The organism is Pseudomonas sp. BNK-15 (assembly GCF_047456105.1).
Lineage (GTDB): Bacteria > Pseudomonadota > Gammaproteobacteria > Pseudomonadales > Pseudomonadaceae > Aquipseudomonas > Aquipseudomonas putida_E.
In genome coordinates, this window is the sequence record NZ_CP179898.1 from 2072239 (window position 1) to 2090481 (window position 18243).

Annotated in this window: 20 protein-coding genes; 7 read left to right on the forward strand and 13 right to left on the reverse strand. The window is 62.5% G+C overall.

Features of this window, described 5'->3' with window-relative positions:
• The first annotated feature begins 101 nt into the window (after window positions 1–101).
• Window positions 102–1004, forward strand: coding sequence for a peptidoglycan DD-metalloendopeptidase family protein (locus tag ACMGF5_RS09540; RefSeq protein WP_115273267.1), 903 nt, complete (start codon window positions 102–104; stop codon window positions 1002–1004).
• A 33-nt stretch (window positions 1005–1037) separates the two neighbouring features.
• Here ACMGF5_RS09540 and ACMGF5_RS09545 read toward each other — a convergent pair whose 3' ends face one another.
• From ACMGF5_RS09545 to phoB, 3 genes are all read right to left on the reverse strand, one after another.
• Window positions 1038–2378 (reverse strand): hemolysin family protein, encoded by a 1341-nt coding sequence (locus ACMGF5_RS09545; protein ID WP_414157749.1) that lies wholly within the window; start codon window positions 2376–2378, stop codon window positions 1038–1040.
• Between the two features lie 116 nt (window positions 2379–2494).
• Window positions 2495–3802 carry a phosphate regulon sensor histidine kinase PhoR gene (gene phoR, locus ACMGF5_RS09550; RefSeq protein ID WP_119688040.1) on the reverse strand — a complete coding sequence of 436 codons (1308 nt, stop codon included), beginning with the start codon at window positions 3800–3802 and terminating at the stop codon, window positions 2495–2497.
• Window positions 3803–3939: 137 nt separating this feature from the next.
• Entirely contained in the window at window positions 3940–4629 is a 690-nt protein-coding gene (gene phoB, locus ACMGF5_RS09555; protein WP_012312105.1) for a phosphate regulon transcriptional regulator PhoB, read from the reverse strand.
• Window positions 4630–4804: 175 nt separating this feature from the next.
• Here phoB and ACMGF5_RS09560 point away from each other — a divergent pair, with 175 nt between their 5' ends.
• Window positions 4805–5176: a hypothetical protein gene (locus tag ACMGF5_RS09560; protein ID WP_039604143.1), complete on the forward strand. Its 372-nt coding sequence runs from the start codon at window positions 4805–4807 to the stop codon at window positions 5174–5176.
• A 72-nt stretch (window positions 5177–5248) separates the two neighbouring features.
• Here ACMGF5_RS09560 and ubiA read toward each other — a convergent pair whose 3' ends face one another.
• Together ubiA and ACMGF5_RS09570 are read right to left on the reverse strand one after the other, a co-directional pair.
• Window positions 5249–6139: a 4-hydroxybenzoate octaprenyltransferase gene (gene ubiA / locus ACMGF5_RS09565; protein WP_115273269.1), complete on the reverse strand. Its 891-nt coding sequence runs from the start codon at window positions 6137–6139 to the stop codon at window positions 5249–5251.
• Window positions 6139–6696: a chorismate--pyruvate lyase family protein gene (locus ACMGF5_RS09570; RefSeq protein WP_119688041.1), complete on the reverse strand. Its 558-nt coding sequence runs from the start codon at window positions 6694–6696 to the stop codon at window positions 6139–6141. Before ACMGF5_RS09570 ends, ubiA begins: the two co-directional genes overlap by 1 nt.
• Before the next feature lie 131 nt (window positions 6697–6827).
• Between ACMGF5_RS09570 and ACMGF5_RS09575 the strand changes: the two genes are divergently transcribed.
• The 4 genes from ACMGF5_RS09575 to ACMGF5_RS09590 all read left to right on the forward strand — a co-directional run bounded on the left by ACMGF5_RS09575 (window position 6828) and on the right by ACMGF5_RS09590 (window position 9191).
• Complete coding sequence (locus ACMGF5_RS09575) at window positions 6828–6995, forward strand: rubredoxin (protein WP_012312109.1); 168 nt, start codon at window positions 6828–6830, stop codon at window positions 6993–6995.
• A 34-nt stretch (window positions 6996–7029) separates the two neighbouring features.
• Complete coding sequence (locus ACMGF5_RS09580) at window positions 7030–8178, forward strand: NAD(P)/FAD-dependent oxidoreductase (protein WP_119688042.1); 1149 nt, start codon at window positions 7030–7032, stop codon at window positions 8176–8178.
• A 188-nt stretch (window positions 8179–8366) separates the two neighbouring features.
• A complete protein-coding gene (locus tag ACMGF5_RS09585; protein WP_039605050.1) occupies window positions 8367–8666 on the forward strand; it encodes an HU family DNA-binding protein in 300 nt (99 codons plus the stop codon).
• 147 nt (window positions 8667–8813) lie between these two features.
• Complete coding sequence (locus ACMGF5_RS09590) at window positions 8814–9191, forward strand: helicase (RefSeq protein ID WP_039605049.1); 378 nt, start codon at window positions 8814–8816, stop codon at window positions 9189–9191.
• A gap of 32 nt (window positions 9192–9223) precedes the next feature.
• On the opposite strand, the gene ACMGF5_RS09595 is transcribed toward ACMGF5_RS09590, so the two are convergent.
• From ACMGF5_RS09595 to exbB, 6 genes are all read right to left on the reverse strand, one after another.
• Window positions 9224–10627 (reverse strand): aminoacyl-tRNA deacylase and HDOD domain-containing protein, encoded by a 1404-nt coding sequence (locus tag ACMGF5_RS09595; RefSeq protein ID WP_115273271.1) that lies wholly within the window; start codon window positions 10625–10627, stop codon window positions 9224–9226.
• 78 nt (window positions 10628–10705) lie between these two features.
• Entirely contained in the window at window positions 10706–12784 is a 2079-nt protein-coding gene (gene recG / locus ACMGF5_RS09600) for an ATP-dependent DNA helicase RecG (protein WP_196997284.1), read from the reverse strand.
• A gap of 3 nt (window positions 12785–12787) precedes the next feature.
• Complete coding sequence (locus ACMGF5_RS09605) at window positions 12788–13714, reverse strand: hydrogen peroxide-inducible genes activator (protein WP_012312115.1); 927 nt, start codon at window positions 13712–13714, stop codon at window positions 12788–12790.
• A gap of 94 nt (window positions 13715–13808) precedes the next feature.
• Window positions 13809–14543, reverse strand: coding sequence for an energy transducer TonB (locus ACMGF5_RS09610; protein WP_039604282.1), 735 nt, complete (start codon window positions 14541–14543; stop codon window positions 13809–13811).
• Complete coding sequence (gene exbD / locus ACMGF5_RS09615; protein WP_012312117.1) at window positions 14540–14968, reverse strand: TonB system transport protein ExbD; 429 nt, start codon at window positions 14966–14968, stop codon at window positions 14540–14542. Before exbD ends, ACMGF5_RS09610 begins: the two co-directional genes overlap by 4 nt.
• 3 nt (window positions 14969–14971) lie before the next feature.
• Window positions 14972–15943 (reverse strand): tonB-system energizer ExbB, encoded by a 972-nt coding sequence (exbB, locus tag ACMGF5_RS09620; RefSeq protein ID WP_046786859.1) that lies wholly within the window; start codon window positions 15941–15943, stop codon window positions 14972–14974.
• 191 nt (window positions 15944–16134) lie between these two features.
• Between exbB and ACMGF5_RS09625 the strand changes: the two genes are divergently transcribed.
• Window positions 16135–16992 carry an SDR family oxidoreductase gene (locus tag ACMGF5_RS09625; RefSeq protein WP_115273274.1) on the forward strand — a complete coding sequence of 286 codons (858 nt, stop codon included), beginning with the start codon at window positions 16135–16137 and terminating at the stop codon, window positions 16990–16992.
• Between the two features lie 74 nt (window positions 16993–17066).
• On the opposite strand, the gene ACMGF5_RS09630 is transcribed toward ACMGF5_RS09625, so the two are convergent.
• Both ACMGF5_RS09630 and ACMGF5_RS09635 read right to left on the reverse strand, forming a co-directional pair.
• On the reverse strand, window positions 17067–17792 hold the full coding sequence (locus ACMGF5_RS09630; protein WP_046786861.1) for a hypothetical protein: 726 nt from the start codon (window positions 17790–17792) through the stop codon (window positions 17067–17069).
• 55 nt (window positions 17793–17847) lie between these two features.
• A complete protein-coding gene (locus ACMGF5_RS09635; RefSeq protein ID WP_012312121.1) occupies window positions 17848–18228 on the reverse strand; it encodes a RidA family protein in 381 nt (126 codons plus the stop codon).
• Window positions 18229–18243 lie beyond the last annotated feature (15 nt).

The window sequence follows — 18243 nt, forward strand, 5'->3', positions numbered from 1 at the left end:
CGCTCCTACAGGGCTGCGGCGGTCTTCCGACCAACTGTCATACCGCTCCCAGATCCCACTGCTAGGCTTCGACAGAACATCACTGTCAAAAAGCCACTATCATGCCCGCCGCCGCCCGCCTGCTGCTGTTCTGTGCCTCGCTCACGGCCTCGGCGTCGAGCCTGGGCATGACCATTTACAAGACCACTGACAATTTCGGGGTGGCTTCCTATTCCGAGCGCCCCAGCCCAGGGGCAAAGGCTCTGGAGCTGGGCGAGCCGATGTTCGAGCAGGTTGAGGGTCAGGTACGCCTGCAAACCGAGCCGTTTCCGGGCGGCGTGCGCTTCCTGGTGCGTAATGAGCTGTACGTGCCCATGCAGGTTGAACTGCGCGTCGATCAGTTGGCCAATGCCTTCGGCGGCAACGGCCCGCGGATCGTGCGAGCCGTAGTCGGGCCACGCTCGACCAAGGTGCTCAGCTCGGTGTTGGCGGCCCCCGGCGGGCCGCTCCGTTATGCCAGCAAATTTCAGTACGCCATGGGTGACCCTGGTCAGCGCTCGCAGGCTTATCGTTATCCTTTCCCATGGAAAGGCGGCCCTTTCCGCCTGACTCAAGGGCCCAACGGCCGCTTCAGCCATTACGGTCCCAAGGGCCGTCATGCCATGGACATCGCCATGCCGGAGGGCACCCCGATCATTGCGGCGAGGGGTGGGATGGTGGTGAAGATCGAGAACAACCAGAGCGGACGAGGTACCAACCCCTCGGGCAATTTCGTGCGCATTCTTCACCCGGACGGCACGATGGGAGTGTATCTGCACCTGATGCGCGGTTCAGTGGTAGTGGCCGAGGGGCAGCAGGTGGCGTTGGGGCAGGCGTTGGCCAAGTCGGGCAATACCGGCAACAGCACAGGCCCTCACCTGCATTTCGTGGTGCAGCGCAACGTCGGCTTGGCGCTGGAGTCGATCCCCTTCCAGTTCGACCGGCCGATTGGCGGTTTGCCGAACTTTACTGCGGGAAATCCCTGAAATTGTCAGGGGCCGCCAAGCGGCCCCGCCAGCTCAGCCGAGCTTGAGCACCTTGGCCAGCACGATCTTGGGCCCTTTCATCTTCTTGATGATGATGCGCAGGCCTTCGACTTCCAGCACTTCCTCTTCCTCAGGCACGCGCTTTAGCGTTTCGTAGATAAGCCCGGCCAGGGTTTCCGCTTCGATGTGGTCAAGGTCGATGCCCAGCAAGCGCTCCACCTTGAACAGCGGCGTGTCGCCACGCACCAGCAGCTTGCCTGGCTGGTAGGCCAGGATGCCGCGCTCGGTCTTGCGGTGTTCGTCCTGAATGTCGCCCACCAGCACTTCCAGCACATCTTCCATGGTCAGGTAGCCGATCACCTTGCCATCGGCCTCCTCGACCAGCACGAAGTGCGCGCCGCCCTTGCGGAACTGTTCCAGCAGCTGGGACAACGGCATGTGCCGCGATACACGCTCCAGCGGGCGGGCCAAGTCTTCGAGGTCAACGGTTTCCGGCAGGTGCTCGAGTTCGGCCAGTTCCAGCAGCAGATCCTTGATGTGCAAAAGCCCGGTGAACTCCTCACGCTCGGCGTCGTACAGCGGATAGCGGCTGAACTTGTGGCGGCGCACCAGAGCCAGGATTTCCTTGAGTGGCGCATAGGCGTCGATGCTGACCATGTCTTCACGCGAGTTGGCCCAGTCGACCACTTCCAGCTCGCCCATCTCCACGGCCGAGGCCAGTACACGCATACCCTGGTCGCTCGGGTCCTGGCCACGGCTGGAGTGCAGGATCAGCTTGAGCTCTTCACGGCTGTAATGGTGCTCGTGGTGCGGGCCAGGCTCGCCCTGGCCGGCAAAGCGCAGGATGGTGTTGGCACTGGCGTTGAGCAGGTAGATGGCCGGGTACATCAGCCAGTAGAACAGGTAAAGCGGCACCGCGGTCCACAGCGACAGCAGTTCGGGCTTGCGGATCGCCCAGGATTTGGGCGCCAGTTCACCGACCACGATGTGCAGGTACGAGATGACGAAGAACGCGACGAAGAACGAGACACCCTTGATCAACTCTGGCGTGTCCACGCCCAGGTATGCCAGCAGCGGCTCTAGCAGGTGGGCGAATGCCGGCTCACCGACCCAGCCAAGGCCCAGGGAGGCGAGGGTGATACCCAGCTGGCAGGCCGACAGGTAGGCGTCGAGCTGGTTGTGTACCTTGCGCAGGATGCTGCCGCGCCAGCCGTGCTGCTCGGCAATGGATTCGACACGCGTTGAGCGCAGCTTGACCATGGCGAACTCGGCGGCTACGAAAAAGCCGTTGAGCAGCACCAGGAACAGGGCAAAGAGAATCATGCCGAAATCGGCGAATAACGAGGTGAGGCTGATACCAGGGGAAGGGTCCATGATGGATTTTTTACGGGGTCCGTCTTTGGGGAAGGTAGAAAAAAAGTGCCAGCTTTTGCTGGCACAGGGGGGTCAATGTAGCGGCTGGGGCGGCAAAAGCAAAGTGGCCCTTGGAATCAAGCGTTGCCATTAGCCAGTTGTACGGGGGCAAAGTGACAGGTGAAGGTACTGCCATGGCCCGGTACGCTGCTGATCTCAAGGCGCCCGCGATGGCGCATGAGCACATGCTTGACGATCGCCAGCCCCAGGCCGGTGCCTCCTGTGTTGGAAGCGCGGCTGGAGTCGACGCGGTAGAAACGTTCGGTCAGCCGCGGCAGGTGCTTGGCGTCGATACCGACCCCCGAGTCCTGGACTGACAGGTGGGCGCCCTGGTCGTCGGCCCACCAGCGGATACGGATGTTGCCTTCGTCCTGGGTGTACTTCACCGCGTTGAACACCAGGTTGGAGAAAGCGCTGCGCAACTCCGACTCACTGCCTTTGAGGCGAAGGCCCGGCGCGGCCTCCAGAGTGATGCGCTGGTTGCGCGGCCCGGACAGTGCCTGGGCGTCGTTCATGATCGCGCCGAGTAAAGCGTCGACTGCCACCGGCTGGTTGTCCGACGGGTAATCGGTGGCTTCCAGTTTGGCCAGCAGCAGCAGGTCGTTGAGCAGGGTCTGCATGCGTGAGCCTTGCTGGCTCATCTGCTGCAACGCCCGGTTCCAGCGCGGGTTCACGTCTTCGACGTTATCCAGCAGGGTTTCCAGGTAGCCGGCAATCACCGTCAGCGGTGTACGCAACTCGTGCGAGACGTTGGCCACGAAGTCCTTGCGCATCTGTTCGAGCTGATGGATGCGAGTAACGTCGCGCACCAGCATCAGGTGTTCGTTGTTGCCGTAGCGGGTGAGGTGCAGCTGCACGCGCATGCGGTCATTGATGGGGGAGGGAATTTCCAGTGGTTCGGCAAAGTTCTGCGCCTCGAAGTATTCCTTGAAGCGCGGGTGGCGTACCAGATTGGTGACCGGCTGGCCGCCATCCTGCGGAGTCTTGAAGCCCAACAGGGTTTCTGCGGCGCGGTTCCACCATTCCAGGTTACCGTCGCTGTCGAGCATGATCACCGCGTCGCGCAGTGCGGCGGTGGACTCCTGCACCCGGTCGATCACTGCCTGCAGACGGCCGCGTACGCGCTGGTCGCGTCGTTGCAGGTGGTAGATGCTGTCGAACACCTCGCCCCACAGGCCATAGCCGTCGGGCGGTGCTTCGTCGGGCTGGTGGTTGCGCAACCAGTCATGCAGGCGCAGCAACTGTTTGAGGGTCCAGCCCAGGTAAAGGCCCAGGCCGATGGCCAGGCTCCAGCCGTAATAACCGCTGACCAGGCCGCCTATCAGGCAGACAGTGATCAGCAGGAGCAGGTGGCGAATCAGGGTTGCGTGCCAGTTCTGGTTCAATTGACAGATCCTTCGGATCCAGCCGCAAGCTGCGAGCTACAAGCTGCAAGAAGAAGCGGATCGGTGATGCTGATAGTCCTTTTTCCAGCCTGGATGCTGCTGGCTTTTCCTTGCAGCTTGAGGCTGGAAGCTCGCAGCTAGCTTTTGGTCGAGAAGCGGTAGCCAGTGCCCCGGACGGTTTGTACCAGATTTTCGTAGGCTTCACCCAGTGCCTTGCGCAGGCGGCGGATGTGCACATCGACGGTGCGTTCCTCGACGTAGACGTTGCCACCCCAGACCTGGTCGAGCAACTGGCCCCGGGTGTAGGCGCGTTCCTGGTGGGTCATGAAGAACTGCAGCAGGCGGTATTCGGTAGGGCCCATTTCGGCCGGCTTGCCGTCGATGGTCACGCGGTGGCTGATCGGGTCGAGCAGCAGGCCGCCGACTTCGATAGGGGCTTCGCTGTCGCTTGGGCCGGCGCGGCGCAGCACGGCCTTCAGGCGCGCCACCAGTTCACGAGGCGAAAAGGGTTTGGTGATGTAGTCGTCGGCGCCGACTTCCAGGCCCTGGATCTTGTTGTCCTCTTCGCCCTTGGCGGTGAGCATGATGATCGGGATATCGCCGGTGAGCTCATCGCGCTTGAGGCGGCGAGCCAACTCGATGCCGGAGGTGCCCGGCAGCATCCAGTCGAGCAGGATCAGGTCCGGTTTACGGTCGACGATGATTGCGTGGGCCTGTTGGGAGTTCTCGGCTTCCAGGCAGTCATAGCCGGCCATTTCCAATGCAACGGCGATCATCTCGCGAATGGGCGCTTCGTCGTCGACGATCAGAATGTTTCTGCCAACCATGCTTTAAACCTCTCCTGGAATATCGGGTCTGGCCCGCATTAGATAACGGAATTATTGCAGCTGTGTGACAGGGTGTTGGCCATTCTGGCGACATTGCATGACTGGGCTAGGCTTTGAGGGGCCGCTGCGGCGGCTGTTCGAACTCATTCCACCCCCCGAATTCACGGTGATTCCAATGACACGACACACGCTGAGCTGGATGGCCCTTTGCGCTGCACTGGCACTGCCCGGGGTAGCGTCGGCCCACCATGCCATGGAGAAGGACGGCATGTGGGTCGATCACGCGGGCATGACGCTGTACACCTTCGACAAGGATGCTGGCGGCAAGTCGATGTGCAATGGCGAGTGCGCCACCAACTGGCCGCCGCTGCTGGTCAAGGCCGATGACGAGCCTGCCAAGGACAAGTGGTCGGTGGTGATGCGCGACGATGGCAAGAAGCAGTGGGCATATGACGGCAAGCCCCTGTATACCTTCGTGAAGGACAAGAAGGCTGGGGACATGACCGGTGATGGTTTGAAAGACGTCTGGCACGTCGCCAAGCCTTGAGATGGCTGGGGCCGCTTTGCGGCCCAATCGCCGGCAAGCCGGCTTCCACAGGGTGGCTTGCCGAGGTTGTGTTCAGCGCAGGGCGTAATCGAGCACCACACCCATGAATACCAGCAGCCCCGCCCAGTGATTGTGCAGAAACGCCTTGAAGCACGACTCTCTGTCCAGCTTGCGCGTCGACCAGTACTCCCAGGCAAAGCACAGTGCGGCACCCAGCAGCCCAAGGTGGAACCAGCCACCCAGCTCGAAGCGGCTTCCCGCCAGCAACAGGCAGCCCAGCGACAGCATCTGCAGGGTCAGGATGATCACCCGGTCGGACTCGCCGAACAGGATCGCAGTCGATTTCACCCCGATTTTCAGGTCATCGTCCCGGTCGACCATGGCGTAGTAGGTATCGTAACCCACCGTCCACAGCAGGTTGGCGATGTACAGCAGCCAGGCGCTGGCCGGCAACTCGCCGCCGGCGGCAGTGAAGGCCATGGGGATACCCCAGGAATACGCAGCCCCCAGCACTACCTGCGGGTAATAGGTGTAGCGCTTCATGAACGGGTAACAGAACGCCAAAGCCACCGCGCCGAATGACAGCCACACAGTCTTGCTGTTGGTACACAGCACCAGCAGGAAGCTCACCGCCACCAGGATCCCGAACAGCGCCAGCGCCTCGCGTGGCTTGACCCGGCCACTGGCCAGCGGGCGGTCGGCGGTGCGTTTAACGTGGCCATCGACCTTGCGATCGGCGAAGTCATTGATGCAGCAGCCAGCGGCACGCATCAGCACCACGCCTAGGCCGAAGATCAGCACGTTGGCCAAGGTGGGCGAACCAAGGCCTGCAATCCACACCGCCGTCAGGGTCGGCCACAGCAGCAGGTAGATGCCGATCGGCCGGTCCATGCGACTGAGCTGGATGAAGTCCCAGGCGCGCGGGTGCACGCGGTTGAGCGACTTGAGCAGTTGCAGGTACATCAGCAGTTTTCCTCCTTGGCTGCTTGCCACAGTGCCGGCAGGAATACTTCGGCCACCAGCAGATCGAGGCCATCGCGCTCGAAGCGCGAGCGCCGCCCCCACAACCCTGCATGGGCCGCTTCGACAGGTAACCACTGCTGTGGATAAGTGCACACTTCAATGGGGTGACGGATGAACGCCTGGTCGCAGAACAACAACTCGCCCAGCGAACGGCTGCCCAAGGTTTCCAGGTGCAAACCGCCGTGTTCCAAGGCGCTACGGCTGGCCACACTGCGGGCGAAGACCCACGGCTGACCATGGCCGCGCAAGTACACCTCGCGCACCCAGCCTTCAGCGCCTGGCGCGATACCCAGCGCCAGGCATTCGTCATCGCGCAGCGCCTGCCAGCCCTCGAACAGCGGAGTGACGCTGAAATGATCGTGAGACAGTCGGGTAAGGCGGCGAGTCAGGGAACCTTCGTCGAACAGCCAGTCGAGGGCAGGCTGGTCGGTATCGACCGCCAGTTGTGGATACGCCAGCCACGCGACAGCGGCTGCTTGCGGGGATTCGTACGACACGTCGGTATGCTTGATTAGAGCCAGAGAGGCGGCGAGCTTAGCATGATTGCCCCAACTGCTTGCATAATGCCCGCGTAAGGGCCCTGAGCCCGATTGACATAGCCTGAGCCTGTACCGAGGAACGACAAATCATGAAGAAGTGGCAGTGTATTGTCTGTGGCCTGATCTACGACGAGGCCCAAGGATGGCCGGATGACGGCATCGCGCCGGGTACCCGGTGGGAGGATGTGCCGCAGGATTGGCTGTGCCCCGATTGCGGCGTCGGCAAAAGCGACTTTGAAATGATCGCCATCGGCTGATCGCCATGCTGTTCAACCAAGAGGAAAGCACGACATGACGTCCCCCGTGGTCATCATCGGGACCGGCCTGGCCGGCTATAACCTCGCCCGTGAGTTTCGCAAGCTCGATGGCGATACGCCGCTGCTGCTGATTACGGCCGACGACGGTCGCTCCTATTCCAAGCCCATGCTTTCTACCGGCTTCGCCAAGCAGAAGGACGCGGACGGCCTGTGCATGGCCGAGCCGGGGGCCATGGCCGAGCAACTCAAGGCGGTTATCCGCACCCACACGCGCATCAGCGGTATCGACCCTGGCCACAAGCGCCTGTGGATTGGCGAAGAAGCGGTGGAGTATCGCGATCTGGTGCTGGCCTGGGGCGCGCAGACCGTGCAGGTGCCGGTGGAGGGTGACGGGGCAGATCATGTGTTCCCGGTCAATGATCTGGAAGACTACGCACGTTTGCGTGCTGCCGCGGCTGGCAACCAGCGTGTATTGATCCTCGGGGCCGGCCTGATCGGCTGCGAGTTCGCCAATGACATGCGCCTGGGTGGCTTTGAGGTCGATGTGGTGGCGCCGTGCGAGCAGGTCATGCCGACCCTGTTGCATCCTGCCGCTGCCGCTGCCGTTCAGGGTGGGTTGCAAGGGCTGGGCGTGCGTTTTCACCTGGGGCCCGTACTCACTCGCCTGCAGCAGGTGAGCGAAGGCCTTGAGGCGCACTTGTCCGATGGCAGCGTGATCGCCTGCGACCTGGTGGTATCGGCCATCGGCCTGCGCCCGCGTACCGACCTGGCCGCTGCAGCGGGCCTGCAGACCAACCGCGGCGTAGTCGTGGACCGCCAACTGCGCACCTCCCACGGCAACATTTTCGCACTGGGCGACTGTGCTGAAGTCGAAGGTATCAACCTGCTCTATGTGATGCCATTGATGGCCTGCGCTCGAGCCCTGGCCCAGACTTTGACAGGCAACCCGACGCAGGTCAGTTACGGGCCGATGCCCATCACTGTGAAAACACCGGCTTGCCCGTTGGTGGTTTCGCCGCCGCCGCCTGGTTGCGAAGGTACCTGGCAGGTGCAAGGGCAGGGCAGTGACCTGAAAGTGCTCTGTCACGCTGCTGACGGCCAGTTGCTGGGCTATGCCCTGACAGGCAGCGCCGTCATGGAAAAACTGGCCCTGAACCGGCAGCTGCCTGCGCTGATGGCGTAAACAGCGGGCGTTCTGTCGGATTTATCCTGTAGTTGACCGCACAATGGCCGCCCAGATACTGGCGCGGCCCCGGTCGGCGTGCCATTCTCACTTCCGTCTGCCGCAGATTAGAGCCTGCGGTGCCTTGAACGCTGCTTCACGGGCAGCACGGCAATAACAACAAAAATTCCCGTCAAAGAGGCTTCATTATGCGTAAACCAGAACTCGCCGCCGTCATCGCCGAAAAGGCCGATCTGACCAAGGAAAAGGCCAATCAGGTACTCAATGCCATTCTCGACAGCATCACCGGTGCGCTGGACAAAGACACCGTGACCCTCGTCGGCTTCGGCACTTTTGAAAAACGGCATCGCGGTGCCCGTACCGGCAAGAATCCTCAGACCGGTGAGCCGGTGAAGATCAAGGCCAGCAATACTGTGGCCTTCAAGCCTGGCAAAAACCTGCGTGACAGCGTCAATGTGCCCGCCAAGCCGGCCAAGAAAGCCAAATGACCGACGCTTGACTTGCAGCCTCTGCTCAAACGGGCGCCTCAGTGCGCCCGTTGTGCTTTCGGAAAGCATCGCGCTGCGAATGTGCGTAAATAGTTCAGGAAACGGATAAACTGTGCGCTTCGGTCATTTTATATTCGAGGCGCGTTGATGAAGTTCCGCTTTCTTCTCTGGGCCATGGGGTTGTTGATGGCCAAGGCCAGCCGTAACAACCCGGCATTTCAGCAGCAACTCAAGGACAAGGACCTGGTGTTCCAGATGCAGACGCTCGATGGCAAGGTTGCCCGGCACTTCATCGTCAGTGGCGAACGCATCAGCAGCAAAGGTGGCGCTCATCCGCAGCCAGCCTTTGCCATTGCCTTCAAGGACGCTGCCTATGGCTTCGCCACGATGCAGGCGAGCAACAAGCAGTTGGCGTTCATGCAGGGCATCCAGGACAAGAGCATCCAGATCAAGGGCAATCCGGCGCTGGTGATGTGGTTCCAGGGTTTGATGAAATACCTGAAACCGAAGAAGAAAAAAGGCTGAACAGCTGGGGCTGCTGTGCAGCCCCAACGTTTTCAGTGCGGTGCGTTGAACTGCGACGCCAGTTCGCGCAGCAAACTCTCGGCCTCGAGCACCTTGTTCACGACGTCCTCAGCTTTCTCCCGGGTAATGCCCAGGCGCTCCAGCAATTCGTCGGGGATCGCCTCCTGCGGCCCCGAGCCGATGCCGCGGCAGCGCAGCAGACGGGTCGCCAGGCACACCAGGTTGGGGTACGCCGAGTATTCGCCGTCATAGGCAGGATCATGCTGGAAGCGCAGCGCGGTCGACAGCTCTTCGGGCATGTCCCACAGCTTCATCAGCCAGGCGCCGATCTGCTCGCGGCTGATACCCAGCAGGTGCTGCTCCACATAGGTGTGGCACAGGTGAGGGTTGACCTCCAGATGGCGGCAGATCAGCGAGAAGTGCGGCGGGAACACATGCGCCAGCAGCAGATAGCCGAAGTTGTGCAACAGCCCGGCCAGGTAAGTCAGGCCGGCTTCAGGGCGTTCGGCCCGCGGCATGGCCCGGGTCAGGCCTTCGATGATGGCCGCGGTGTAGATCGACTGCTGCCAGTACGGCGTCGCCTGTTGCGGGTGGTCCTTGGGCAGGCTCAACGTCTTGCCCAATGCCAGGCCCAGGGCCAGGTTGATCACCAGATCGAAGCCTAAGACGCGGACGATGGCATCTTCCACCGAGCGGATCTTGCCTGGGGAGGCGTAATAGGGTGAAGCAGCCCAGCTGACCACCTGTGCGGCCAGGGCCGGGTCGGTTTCGACCACGCCGGTGATGTCGTCGATGCTGGCATTGGGGTCGACCCGCAGCTTGATGATTTTCTGCGCCGTATCGGCCAGCGGCGGTATCTCGATGGTTTCTTCCAGGCGCTTCTGGATGCGGCGGGCGGTGAATGCCTGCACTGCTAGGGTAATCTCCCTGGAGTCATCATCCGGGCGGTCGAGATTGGGGCGTATTTCCCTGACGGGTTGGCCGAAAGTGCCAGCGCTGGCCTTTTGCATCATGTGCTTGAAGTCGTCACGCTGGATTTCCAGCAACAGACCGGCTTCACCGGACTGGATCAGCAGGCGTTCGGCATCGAGCAACTTGCCTTCATAGAGGCAGGGCGAACTGGTCAGCGCCGGAATCGCAGGCAAGGCCTTCAGATGGTGCTTGTCGAGCATCTGTTTCAGGCGTTGTACCGGCACGGCTTTGAGCTTGCGGCCCGTCAGCTCTTCCAGACGATTGAGGTCCAGCAGCTTGCTCTGCGGGAACAGCACCATCAATGCGCCGATCTCGTCATCCAGCAGGATCGCCTGTACCCGTGAAGCAGCCGGCAGTTGCGTATGCTCTGGCACCTCGCGATAGGCAACGCCCAGTTTTTCGAGCAACAGCCGGATAACAGACGGTGCGTGTGGGGTTGCGGTGTCCAGGGCAGCTTCAGTCATGGTCCGTATCCACTGATTCTTTTAAACGCGAAGTATAACCAGTCTGGTCGCAAAGCTGGATCCATTCTGGTACTGGCGTCACACTTGGCCATATTGCTGGCCGTGGCGCAGCCAACGGTCGAGCAGTGGGCTGACGTGCTCGGGCCAGCGTGCAATGAGGGCCTGTGCGGCGTCGCGCACGGCTGGCAACAGGTCGGCATCGCGCATCAGGTCGGCGACCTTGAATTGTAACAAGCCGGTCTGGCGCGTCCCGAGCATCTCGCCCGGGCCGCGCAGCTCCAGGTCCTTTTCAGCGATGACGAAGCCGTCGTTGGTTTCGCGCATGATCCCCAGGCGTTCGCGGCCGATCTGCGACAGCGGCGGGTGATACAGCAGCACGCAGTGGCTCACCGCGCTGCCCCGGCCTACCCGGCCGCGCAACTGGTGCAGTTGGGCAAGGCCCAGGCGTTCGGGGTTCTCGATGATCATCAGGCTGGCGTTGGGCACGTCCACACCCACCTCGATCACCGTGGTTGCGACCAGCAGTTGCAGGTCGCCTTGCTTGAATTCGGCCATCACCGCGGCCTTTTCCGTAGGTTTCATGCGCCCGTGGATCAGGCCCACGCGCAGTTCACCCAAGGCGCTGCCCAGTTCCTCGTAGGTACTCTCGGCTGCCTGGCAGGTAAGTTCTTCGGACTCTTCGATCAGGGTGCAGACCCAATAGGCCTGGCGCCCTTCGGCGCAAGCGGCGCGCACCCGCTCCACCACCTCGAAGCGCCGGCTGTCGGCGACCAGCACGGTGTTCACCGGCGTGCGCCCTGGCGGCAGTTCGTCGAGCACCGAGGTGTCGAGGTCGGCATAGGCGCTCATCGCCAGCGTGCGCGGGATCGGCGTGGCGGTCATGATCAGCTGGTGCGGGCACAGTTCGCCTGCAACACCCTTCTTGCGCAGGGCCAGACGTTGTTGCACACCAAAACGGTGCTGTTCGTCGATAATCGCCAGGGCCAGGTGCTTGAATTGCACTTCTTCCTGGAACAACGCGTGGGTACCCACCACCATCGGCGCACCGTTGGCGATCTGTTCCAGGGCGCTGGCGCGGGCTTTGCCCTTGAGCTTGCCGGCCAGCCAGGCGACTTCCAGGCCCAGCGGCTCCAGCCAGCGCTTGAAGGTGATGTAGTGCTGCTCGGCGAGAATCTCGGTGGGCGCCATCAGCGCCACCTGGTAGCCGGCCTCCAGTGCCTGCAGCGCCGCCAGTGCGGCAACCACGGTCTTGCCGGCGCCGACATCGCCCTGTACCAGGCGCATCATCGGCTCGGCCTGGCTCAGGTCGTAGGCGATTTCATCGGCTACCCGCTGCTGTGCGCCGGTCGGCTTGAAGCCCAGGTTGGCCAGATACTGCACCTGCAGGCTATTGGCCTTGGGCAGAACCGGAGCGCGCAAGCTGCGCAGGCTTTCACGCAGGCGCTGTTGCGACAGCTGGTGGGTGAGCAGCTCTTCGAAGGCAAGGCGATGCTGGGCCCAGTGCTGGCCTTCGGCAAGCTCATCAAGGTCGGCATCGGCCGGAGGGTTGTGCAGGTAGCGGATGGCATCGTCCAGCGGTGCCAAGTGGTAGTCCCGGGCCAGTTCGTCCGGCAACCAATCCGGCAGGCTGCGTGGGCCAAGCATATCCAGGCTCTGCTGGCAGAGCAGGCGCAGGCGCTGTTGTGTGAGGCCTTCGGTGGACGGGTAGATCGGCGTCAGGGTCTGCTCGACCGGCGGCGGCGGCTCGTCGCCATTGAGTGCACGGTACTCCGGGTGGTAGATCTCCAGGCCCGAGGCACCGGGGCGGGCCTCGCCATAGCAGCGCAGGTGGGTACCGCGCTTGAGGCCTTCCTTCTGCGCATTGCTGAAGTGATAGAAGCGCAGGCTGAGCACGCCGCTGCCATCGCCCAGGCGCACGACAAGGCTGCGGCGTTTGCCCATGGTCACATCGGCGCCACTGACCACGCCTTCGATCACGGCGTCCTGGCCGGGGCGCAGGGCGCCGATAGGCACCACCCGGGTGCGGTCCTGGTAGCGCAGCGGCAGGTGAAACAACACGTCCTGCAGGTTTTCCAGGCCGACCTTGGCGAGCTTCTGCGCCATGGCTTCGCCTACGCCCTTGAGCGCGGTGACAGAGACCTTCGACAGCTCAGTCATGACTCAGGCCGGTTGTTCCACAGCGGGCTTGGCTACCGAGCAGAGGCGAATCGAGTCGGCAAGGATCTCGATGGCCTTGGGCCGCGGGAAGCTGGCGCGCCAGGCGATGGCTACGGTGCGGAAGGGTGCCGGTGCGGTAAGCGGGCGCACTTCGATGACCCCCGGCGCGTAGTGGTGGCTGTGCACCGCCGAAAGCGGCAGGATCGACACGCCCAGGCCCGAAGCGACCATATGGCGGATGGTTTCCAGCGAGCTGGACTCCACCGTGGTGTGCTTGGCGCCTTCGCCGCCTTTGTTCAGCGTTGGGCAGGCCTCCAGAACCTGGTCGCGGAAGCAGTGGCCCTCGCCGAGCAGCAGCAGGCTCTTGTCGTTGAGCATGGCGGTGTCGATGGTCTTTTTCGCCGTCCAGGGGTGGTCGGCGGGCATCAGGGCACAGAATGGCTCATCGTACAGTGGCAGCGTCAGCACGTCGGCTTCGTTGAACGGCAGGGCGATGATCACTGCGTCGAGTTCACCATTGCGCAGTTTTTCGCGCAGCACATGGGTGAAGTTCTCTTCGATGTACAGCGGCATCTGCGGTGCCACGCGGTGCAGCTGCGGGATCAGGTGCGGGAAGAGGTAAGGGCCGACGGTGTAGATAGCACCGACCTTGAGCGGGGCGGTGAGCTGGTTCTTGCCGGCCTGGGCCAGTTCGCGGATGCCCTGCGCCTGCTCCAGTACCTTCTGTGCCTGGGCGACGATGCTTTCACCGACTGGCGTCAGGCGCACCGCGCTCTTGCTGCGCTCGAAGATCAGCACGCCAAGCTCGTCCTCAAGCTTTTTGACACCGACGGACAGGGTGGGCTGGCTGACATGGCAACGCTCGGCGGCGTGGCCGAAGTGCTGCTCCTGGGCGAGAGTGACGATGTAGCGTAATTCTGTGAGGGTCATAACGTGCGTCCATGAAGTTGCGAGCCCAGCATAGCGGCTGCAATCGATAGACGCACGTTATCAGACTTGCCGATTTGTGACAGAAACAAAAGTATCAGCGACGATCCAGCGAGTAGACGAACGGTGCCACTACTTCGATCGTGCCATTGTTGAGCAATTCGGCAGGCGGCTTGGGTACCTTGCCGGCCCGGCGGATCATTTCCAGGGTTGCCCGGTCCAGTGCCGCGCTGCCCGAACCACCGGCCATGGAGTACGAGACCACCTTGCCTTCGGCGTCGACCACGAAGCGCAGGCGGTTGATGCCCTGAAGGCCCCGGCGGCGTGCGTCTTCCGGGTAGCGCTTGTACTTCGCCAGGTGGCGCAGCAGGTCGCTCTGCCACGTCGGCAACGCTTTGCTGTTCGCGGCAATGCTGGGTGCCGGTGCCGCGGACTTCTGCGGTGGCGTGTTGGTTGGCGGCGTGTCCACGACCTGTTCTTTGGTCGGTGGCTCATCCTTGGGCGGCTCAGGCTTTTTCTCAGGCTTCGGCGGTTGAGGCTTGGGTTTGGGCTTGGGCGGCTTGGCGATGGCGATCTTTGGTTTGGGCGCTTCAGCCACCTTGGGCAACGGCGGCTCTTCGACCGGTGCCGGCGGCTGTGGAGCGGCCTTCGGTGGTGGTGGCGGTGCGGGCTCGGGCAGCGGTGCAAGTTCGACCATCATGGCTGCCGGGGGCAGCTCGACGGCCTGGGGCACCGACCAGTTGAGCGTGAGCAGCACAGCGACGGCATGGACACCCAGCACAAGTGCCAGGCTGCCGCTGTAACGCGCCAGATTGTGCCGCGTCTTCGTCATTTCTTGGCTGCCGTCTCGAGACCTACCAGACCGACTTTGAGGTAGCCGGCCGCGCGCATGTTGTTCATCACTTCCATCAGGTCACCGTAATCCACGCCTTTGTCGGCCTGGAAGAAGATGGTGGTTTCCTTGTCGCCCTTGGTCTTGGCATCGAGCATCGGGCCAAGCTGGCTGGGTGCAGGCACCTGATCGTCACCGACATACAGCTTCTGGTCGGCCTTGACGCTGACGAACACCGGCTTCTCCGGCCTCGGTGCCGGCTTGGCGGTCGAGGCCGGCAGGTCGACCTTGATGTCGACCGTGGCCAGGGGCGCGGCCACCATGAAAATGATCAGCAGTACCAGCATCACGTCGATGAACGGCGTGACGTTGATTTCGTGGTTTTCGGCGAGGTCGTCGCCACCTTCGTTCAGATGCAGGCCCATGGCTTACCCCACTTTCACCATGTGCGGGGCGACGCGCTCGCCACCCTGGTGGTCCAGGTCTCGGCTGACCAGCAGCAGGACCTGCGCTGAAGCGTCGGAAACCTGGGCTTTGTAGCCGGCGATGGAGCGGGCGAAGACGTTGTAGATAACTACGGCCGGGATCGCTGCGACCAGGCCCAGGGCGGTGGCCAGCAGTGCTTCGGCGATACCGGGGGCAACGACGGCCAGGTTGGTGGTCTGGGTTTTGGCGATGCCGATGAAGCTGTTCATGATGCCCCACACGGTACCGAACAGGCCGACGAACGGCGCGGTGGAGCCGATGGTGGCGAGCACGCCGGTGCCGCTGCTCATGTTGCGGCCGCTGGCATGCACCAGGCGCTCCAGGCGGAAGCTCACGCGTTCCTTGATGCCCTCTTTTTCACGGGCGTTGGCCGACAGTCGCATTTCTTCCAGGGCGTCGTGGACCAGCGTGTGGGCCAGGGTGCCTTCCTTGTTTGAGACCTCGCTGGCTTCCTTGAGGCTGGCAGACTTCTTCAGCTGTGCGATTTCGCCGCGCAGGCGACGCTTGGCGCCCATCAGTTCGAAGCCCTTGGCGATCCAGATGGTCCAGGTGATGATCGAGGCAATGGCCAGGCCGATCATGACCGCTTTCACCACCACGTCGGCGTTCTTGTACATACCCCATGGGGACAGGTCATGGGCCATGCCCAGCGAAGTGTTCTCGACCACGGCTTCGGTGCCTGGGGCCGCTGCCGCCGGCGCATCGACCGGCGTAGCGGCCTGAGCGTCGCCAGCAGGTGCCTGGCTTTCGGTGGCTGGGGTGGCCGGTGCGCTTGCAGCTGCTGGGGCGCTGACGTTGGTATTGGGCTCATCGGCCATAGCCGCTGGGGCCAGCACCAGGCTGAACATCAGCGCGGCAATGGCGCGCCAGGCGCGTGACGGGGTTGGCGAAGCGGAAGTGTGAGTACGTGTCATGCTGGCCGGACCTGATGAAGAAAAAAGTGTGCGTTCTCCAAGGCCTCGAGATAGGCCGAGAACAGATAGGGGTGCCATTATTGCAAGTAATTCTTGTTAACAAAAGTAATCTCGTTGCTTTTTTCGCCCATGGTCTAGCCGCCTATCGTGTAATCCGGCTAGCCTGATCCTTTGGTCTAGGGAGTTAAGTGATGTCAGACCGTTCCGTATTGATCGTAGGTTGTGGTGATGTCGGCGGCCGGCTGGCCCGCCAATTGCTCGCCCGTGGCTGGCAGGTAAGCGGCCTGCGCCGTTCGGTCGAACACCTGCCACAGGGTGTTGTACCGATCGCTGCCGACCTGTCCGATTCGGGCATGCCCCAGGCTTGGCCACAGCATTCCCCGGATTATCTGGTGTATTGCGTAGCCGCCAGCCAGCACGATGAGGCGGGTTATCAAAGCGCTTACGTTGAGGGCTTGCGTCACGTGCTGGGTTGGCTGGCCGAGCGTGGGCAGCGCCCGCGCCGCCTGCTGTTCGTGTCCAGCAGCAGTGTGTTTGCACAAAAGGATGGGGAGTGGATCGATGAGGCCGCACCTACCGAGCCGCAAGGCTATTCGGGGCGTGTGATGCTGGAGGCTGAGCGGCTGGCCCTGGCTGGCGGCATGCCGGCAAGCATCGTGCGCCTGACGGGGATCTACGGCCCCGGGCGTGAGTGGCTCCTCAGCCAGGTGCGTCAGGGCTATCGGGTGGCGACCGAGCCGCCGCTGTATGGCAACCGTATCCATGCCGAGGATGCCGCAAGCCTGCTGGCGTTCCTGCTGCAGGCCGATGCCGATGGTGTGGCGTTGGACGATTGCTATATAGGCGTTGATGACGACCCTGCGCCACTGGCCGATGTGGTTGGCTGGTTGCGAGCTTACATGGGCGTTACCGAATGGTCCGATGAGCAGCGGGTGCGCCGCACCGGCAGCAAGCGCTGCAGCAATGCCCGGGTGCGGGCATTGGGTTGGGTGCCGGAGTATCCGAGTTACAAGGAAGGTTACGCGGCGATCCTGAAAGGCGAAGGCTGAAGCCTGCTGTATCGCTGCTGGCCCTATCGCCGGCAAGCCGGCGATTAGGCCAGTGAAACCAGGCGCGACTTGGGTCAGTCTTTCTCCAGCACCCACTGGCGGGTACCGGCTGCCAGTTGCGGGATTTCATCGGGCTGTGCGCGGTTGAGCGCCTGGAAGATCTCCAGCTTGTCGCCATCGCGCTTGAAGATGAATGGCGCGCCACGTTGGTTGCGCTCAAGCCAAAGGCTGTCGTTGCTGCCCCCCATGCTTGCGCAATCGCCGGCCAGGCACAGGGCGTAGCGGTCAGGGCCGGGCAGGCCGGTGACGCCGCCGTTATCGGTGAACCGGACGACGCTACCTGTGCCCTGGCCTTCGACAATCTTCCAGTCCCCGCCGAGGTACGCCTGGTACAGTGCTTTCTCGAAGCTGCTGCCCAAGGGCACATTACCGAGCTGTTTGGCGCGGACGAAACTGCGTTCGGCACCTGTTGTGTCCGTGGCTTTCAGCTCGTCGCCATCCAGCGCCAGCTGTTCGGTCTGGCCGCCCGGGAAGTTGGCCTGCCATTGCTTGTCAGCGGCGCTCAATTGGCCGTCGGCGGCCTCGAAACCATTGCTGTAGCTGGCCTGCTGGCTGGCCACATCGAGTTTCCACTCGAAGATGGGGCCGTGTTCATTGAGGGCCTGGCGCAGGCTGCCACCTTTGACGGCGGCGTTGATGGCGTCCTGGTTGATCCAGGTGCCGTTGAAATCTTCGGGTTTGTGGCTGGCGCAGCCGCTCAGAAGCAGGGCTGCCAGCGCGAGGGGCAGTGCTTGACGCATGGTAGGTTAACCTTGAACTGAAAGGTGACGGGCAAGGCGCCCGTCACCTGCGGCATCAATCGATGACCAGGATGGCGTCCATTTCTACCTGGGCGCCTTTTGGCAGCGCGGCAACGCCAATGGCGGCACGGGCTGGATACGGCTGCTCGAAGTAGCGGCCCATCACTTCGTTGACCTTGGCGAAGTGGCTCAGGTCGGTGAGGAAGATGTTCAGCTTGACGATGTCCTTGAACGAACCGCCCGCAGCTTCGGCAACGGCCTTGAGGTTCTCGAAGACCTGTACGGTCTGGGCTTCGAAGCCCTCAACCAGTTCCATGGTGTTCGGGTCCAGCGGAATCTGGCCCGACATGTAAACGGTATTGCCGGCCTTGATCGCTTGCGAGTAGGTACCGATGGCGGCAGGGGCCTTGTCGCTGTTGATGACGGTCTTGCTCATGATGACTCCTTGCGG

Coding starts and splice junctions, on each gene's coding strand:
- ACMGF5_RS09605 (WP_012312115.1), bottom strand. CDS start 13,714: ATGACCCTCACAGAATTACGCTACATCGTCACTCTCGCCCAGGAGCAG.
- ACMGF5_RS09560 (WP_039604143.1), top strand. CDS start 4,805: ATGACACGACACACGCTGAGCTGGATGGCCCTTTGCGCTGCACTGGCA.
- ACMGF5_RS09575 (WP_012312109.1), top strand. CDS start 6,828: ATGAAGAAGTGGCAGTGTATTGTCTGTGGCCTGATCTACGACGAGGCC.
- ACMGF5_RS09580 (WP_119688042.1), top strand. CDS start 7,030: ATGACGTCCCCCGTGGTCATCATCGGGACCGGCCTGGCCGGCTATAAC.
- ACMGF5_RS09540 (WP_115273267.1), top strand. CDS start 102: ATGCCCGCCGCCGCCCGCCTGCTGCTGTTCTGTGCCTCGCTCACGGCC.
- ACMGF5_RS09595 (WP_115273271.1), bottom strand. CDS start 10,627: ATGACTGAAGCTGCCCTGGACACCGCAACCCCACACGCACCGTCTGTT.
- ACMGF5_RS09630 (WP_046786861.1), bottom strand. CDS start 17,792: ATGCGTCAAGCACTGCCCCTCGCGCTGGCAGCCCTGCTTCTGAGCGGC.
- ACMGF5_RS09545 (WP_414157749.1), bottom strand. CDS start 2,378: ATGGACCCTTCCCCTGGTATCAGCCTCACCTCGTTATTCGCCGATTTC.
- ubiA (WP_115273269.1), bottom strand. CDS start 6,139: ATGTACCTGCAACTGCTCAAGTCGCTCAACCGCGTGCACCCGCGCGCC.
- recG (WP_196997284.1), bottom strand. CDS start 12,784: ATGACTGAGCTGTCGAAGGTCTCTGTCACCGCGCTCAAGGGCGTAGGC.
- exbB (WP_046786859.1), bottom strand. CDS start 15,943: ATGACACGTACTCACACTTCCGCTTCGCCAACCCCGTCACGCGCCTGG.
- ACMGF5_RS09635 (WP_012312121.1), bottom strand. CDS start 18,228: ATGAGCAAGACCGTCATCAACAGCGACAAGGCCCCTGCCGCCATCGGT.
- phoB (WP_012312105.1), bottom strand. CDS start 4,629: ATGGTTGGCAGAAACATTCTGATCGTCGACGACGAAGCGCCCATTCGC.
- ACMGF5_RS09585 (WP_039605050.1), top strand. CDS start 8,367: ATGCGTAAACCAGAACTCGCCGCCGTCATCGCCGAAAAGGCCGATCTG.
- ACMGF5_RS09625 (WP_115273274.1), top strand. CDS start 16,135: ATGTCAGACCGTTCCGTATTGATCGTAGGTTGTGGTGATGTCGGCGGC.
- ACMGF5_RS09590 (WP_039605049.1), top strand. CDS start 8,814: ATGAAGTTCCGCTTTCTTCTCTGGGCCATGGGGTTGTTGATGGCCAAG.
- exbD (WP_012312117.1), bottom strand. CDS start 14,968: ATGGGCCTGCATCTGAACGAAGGTGGCGACGACCTCGCCGAAAACCAC.
- ACMGF5_RS09610 (WP_039604282.1), bottom strand. CDS start 14,543: ATGACGAAGACGCGGCACAATCTGGCGCGTTACAGCGGCAGCCTGGCA.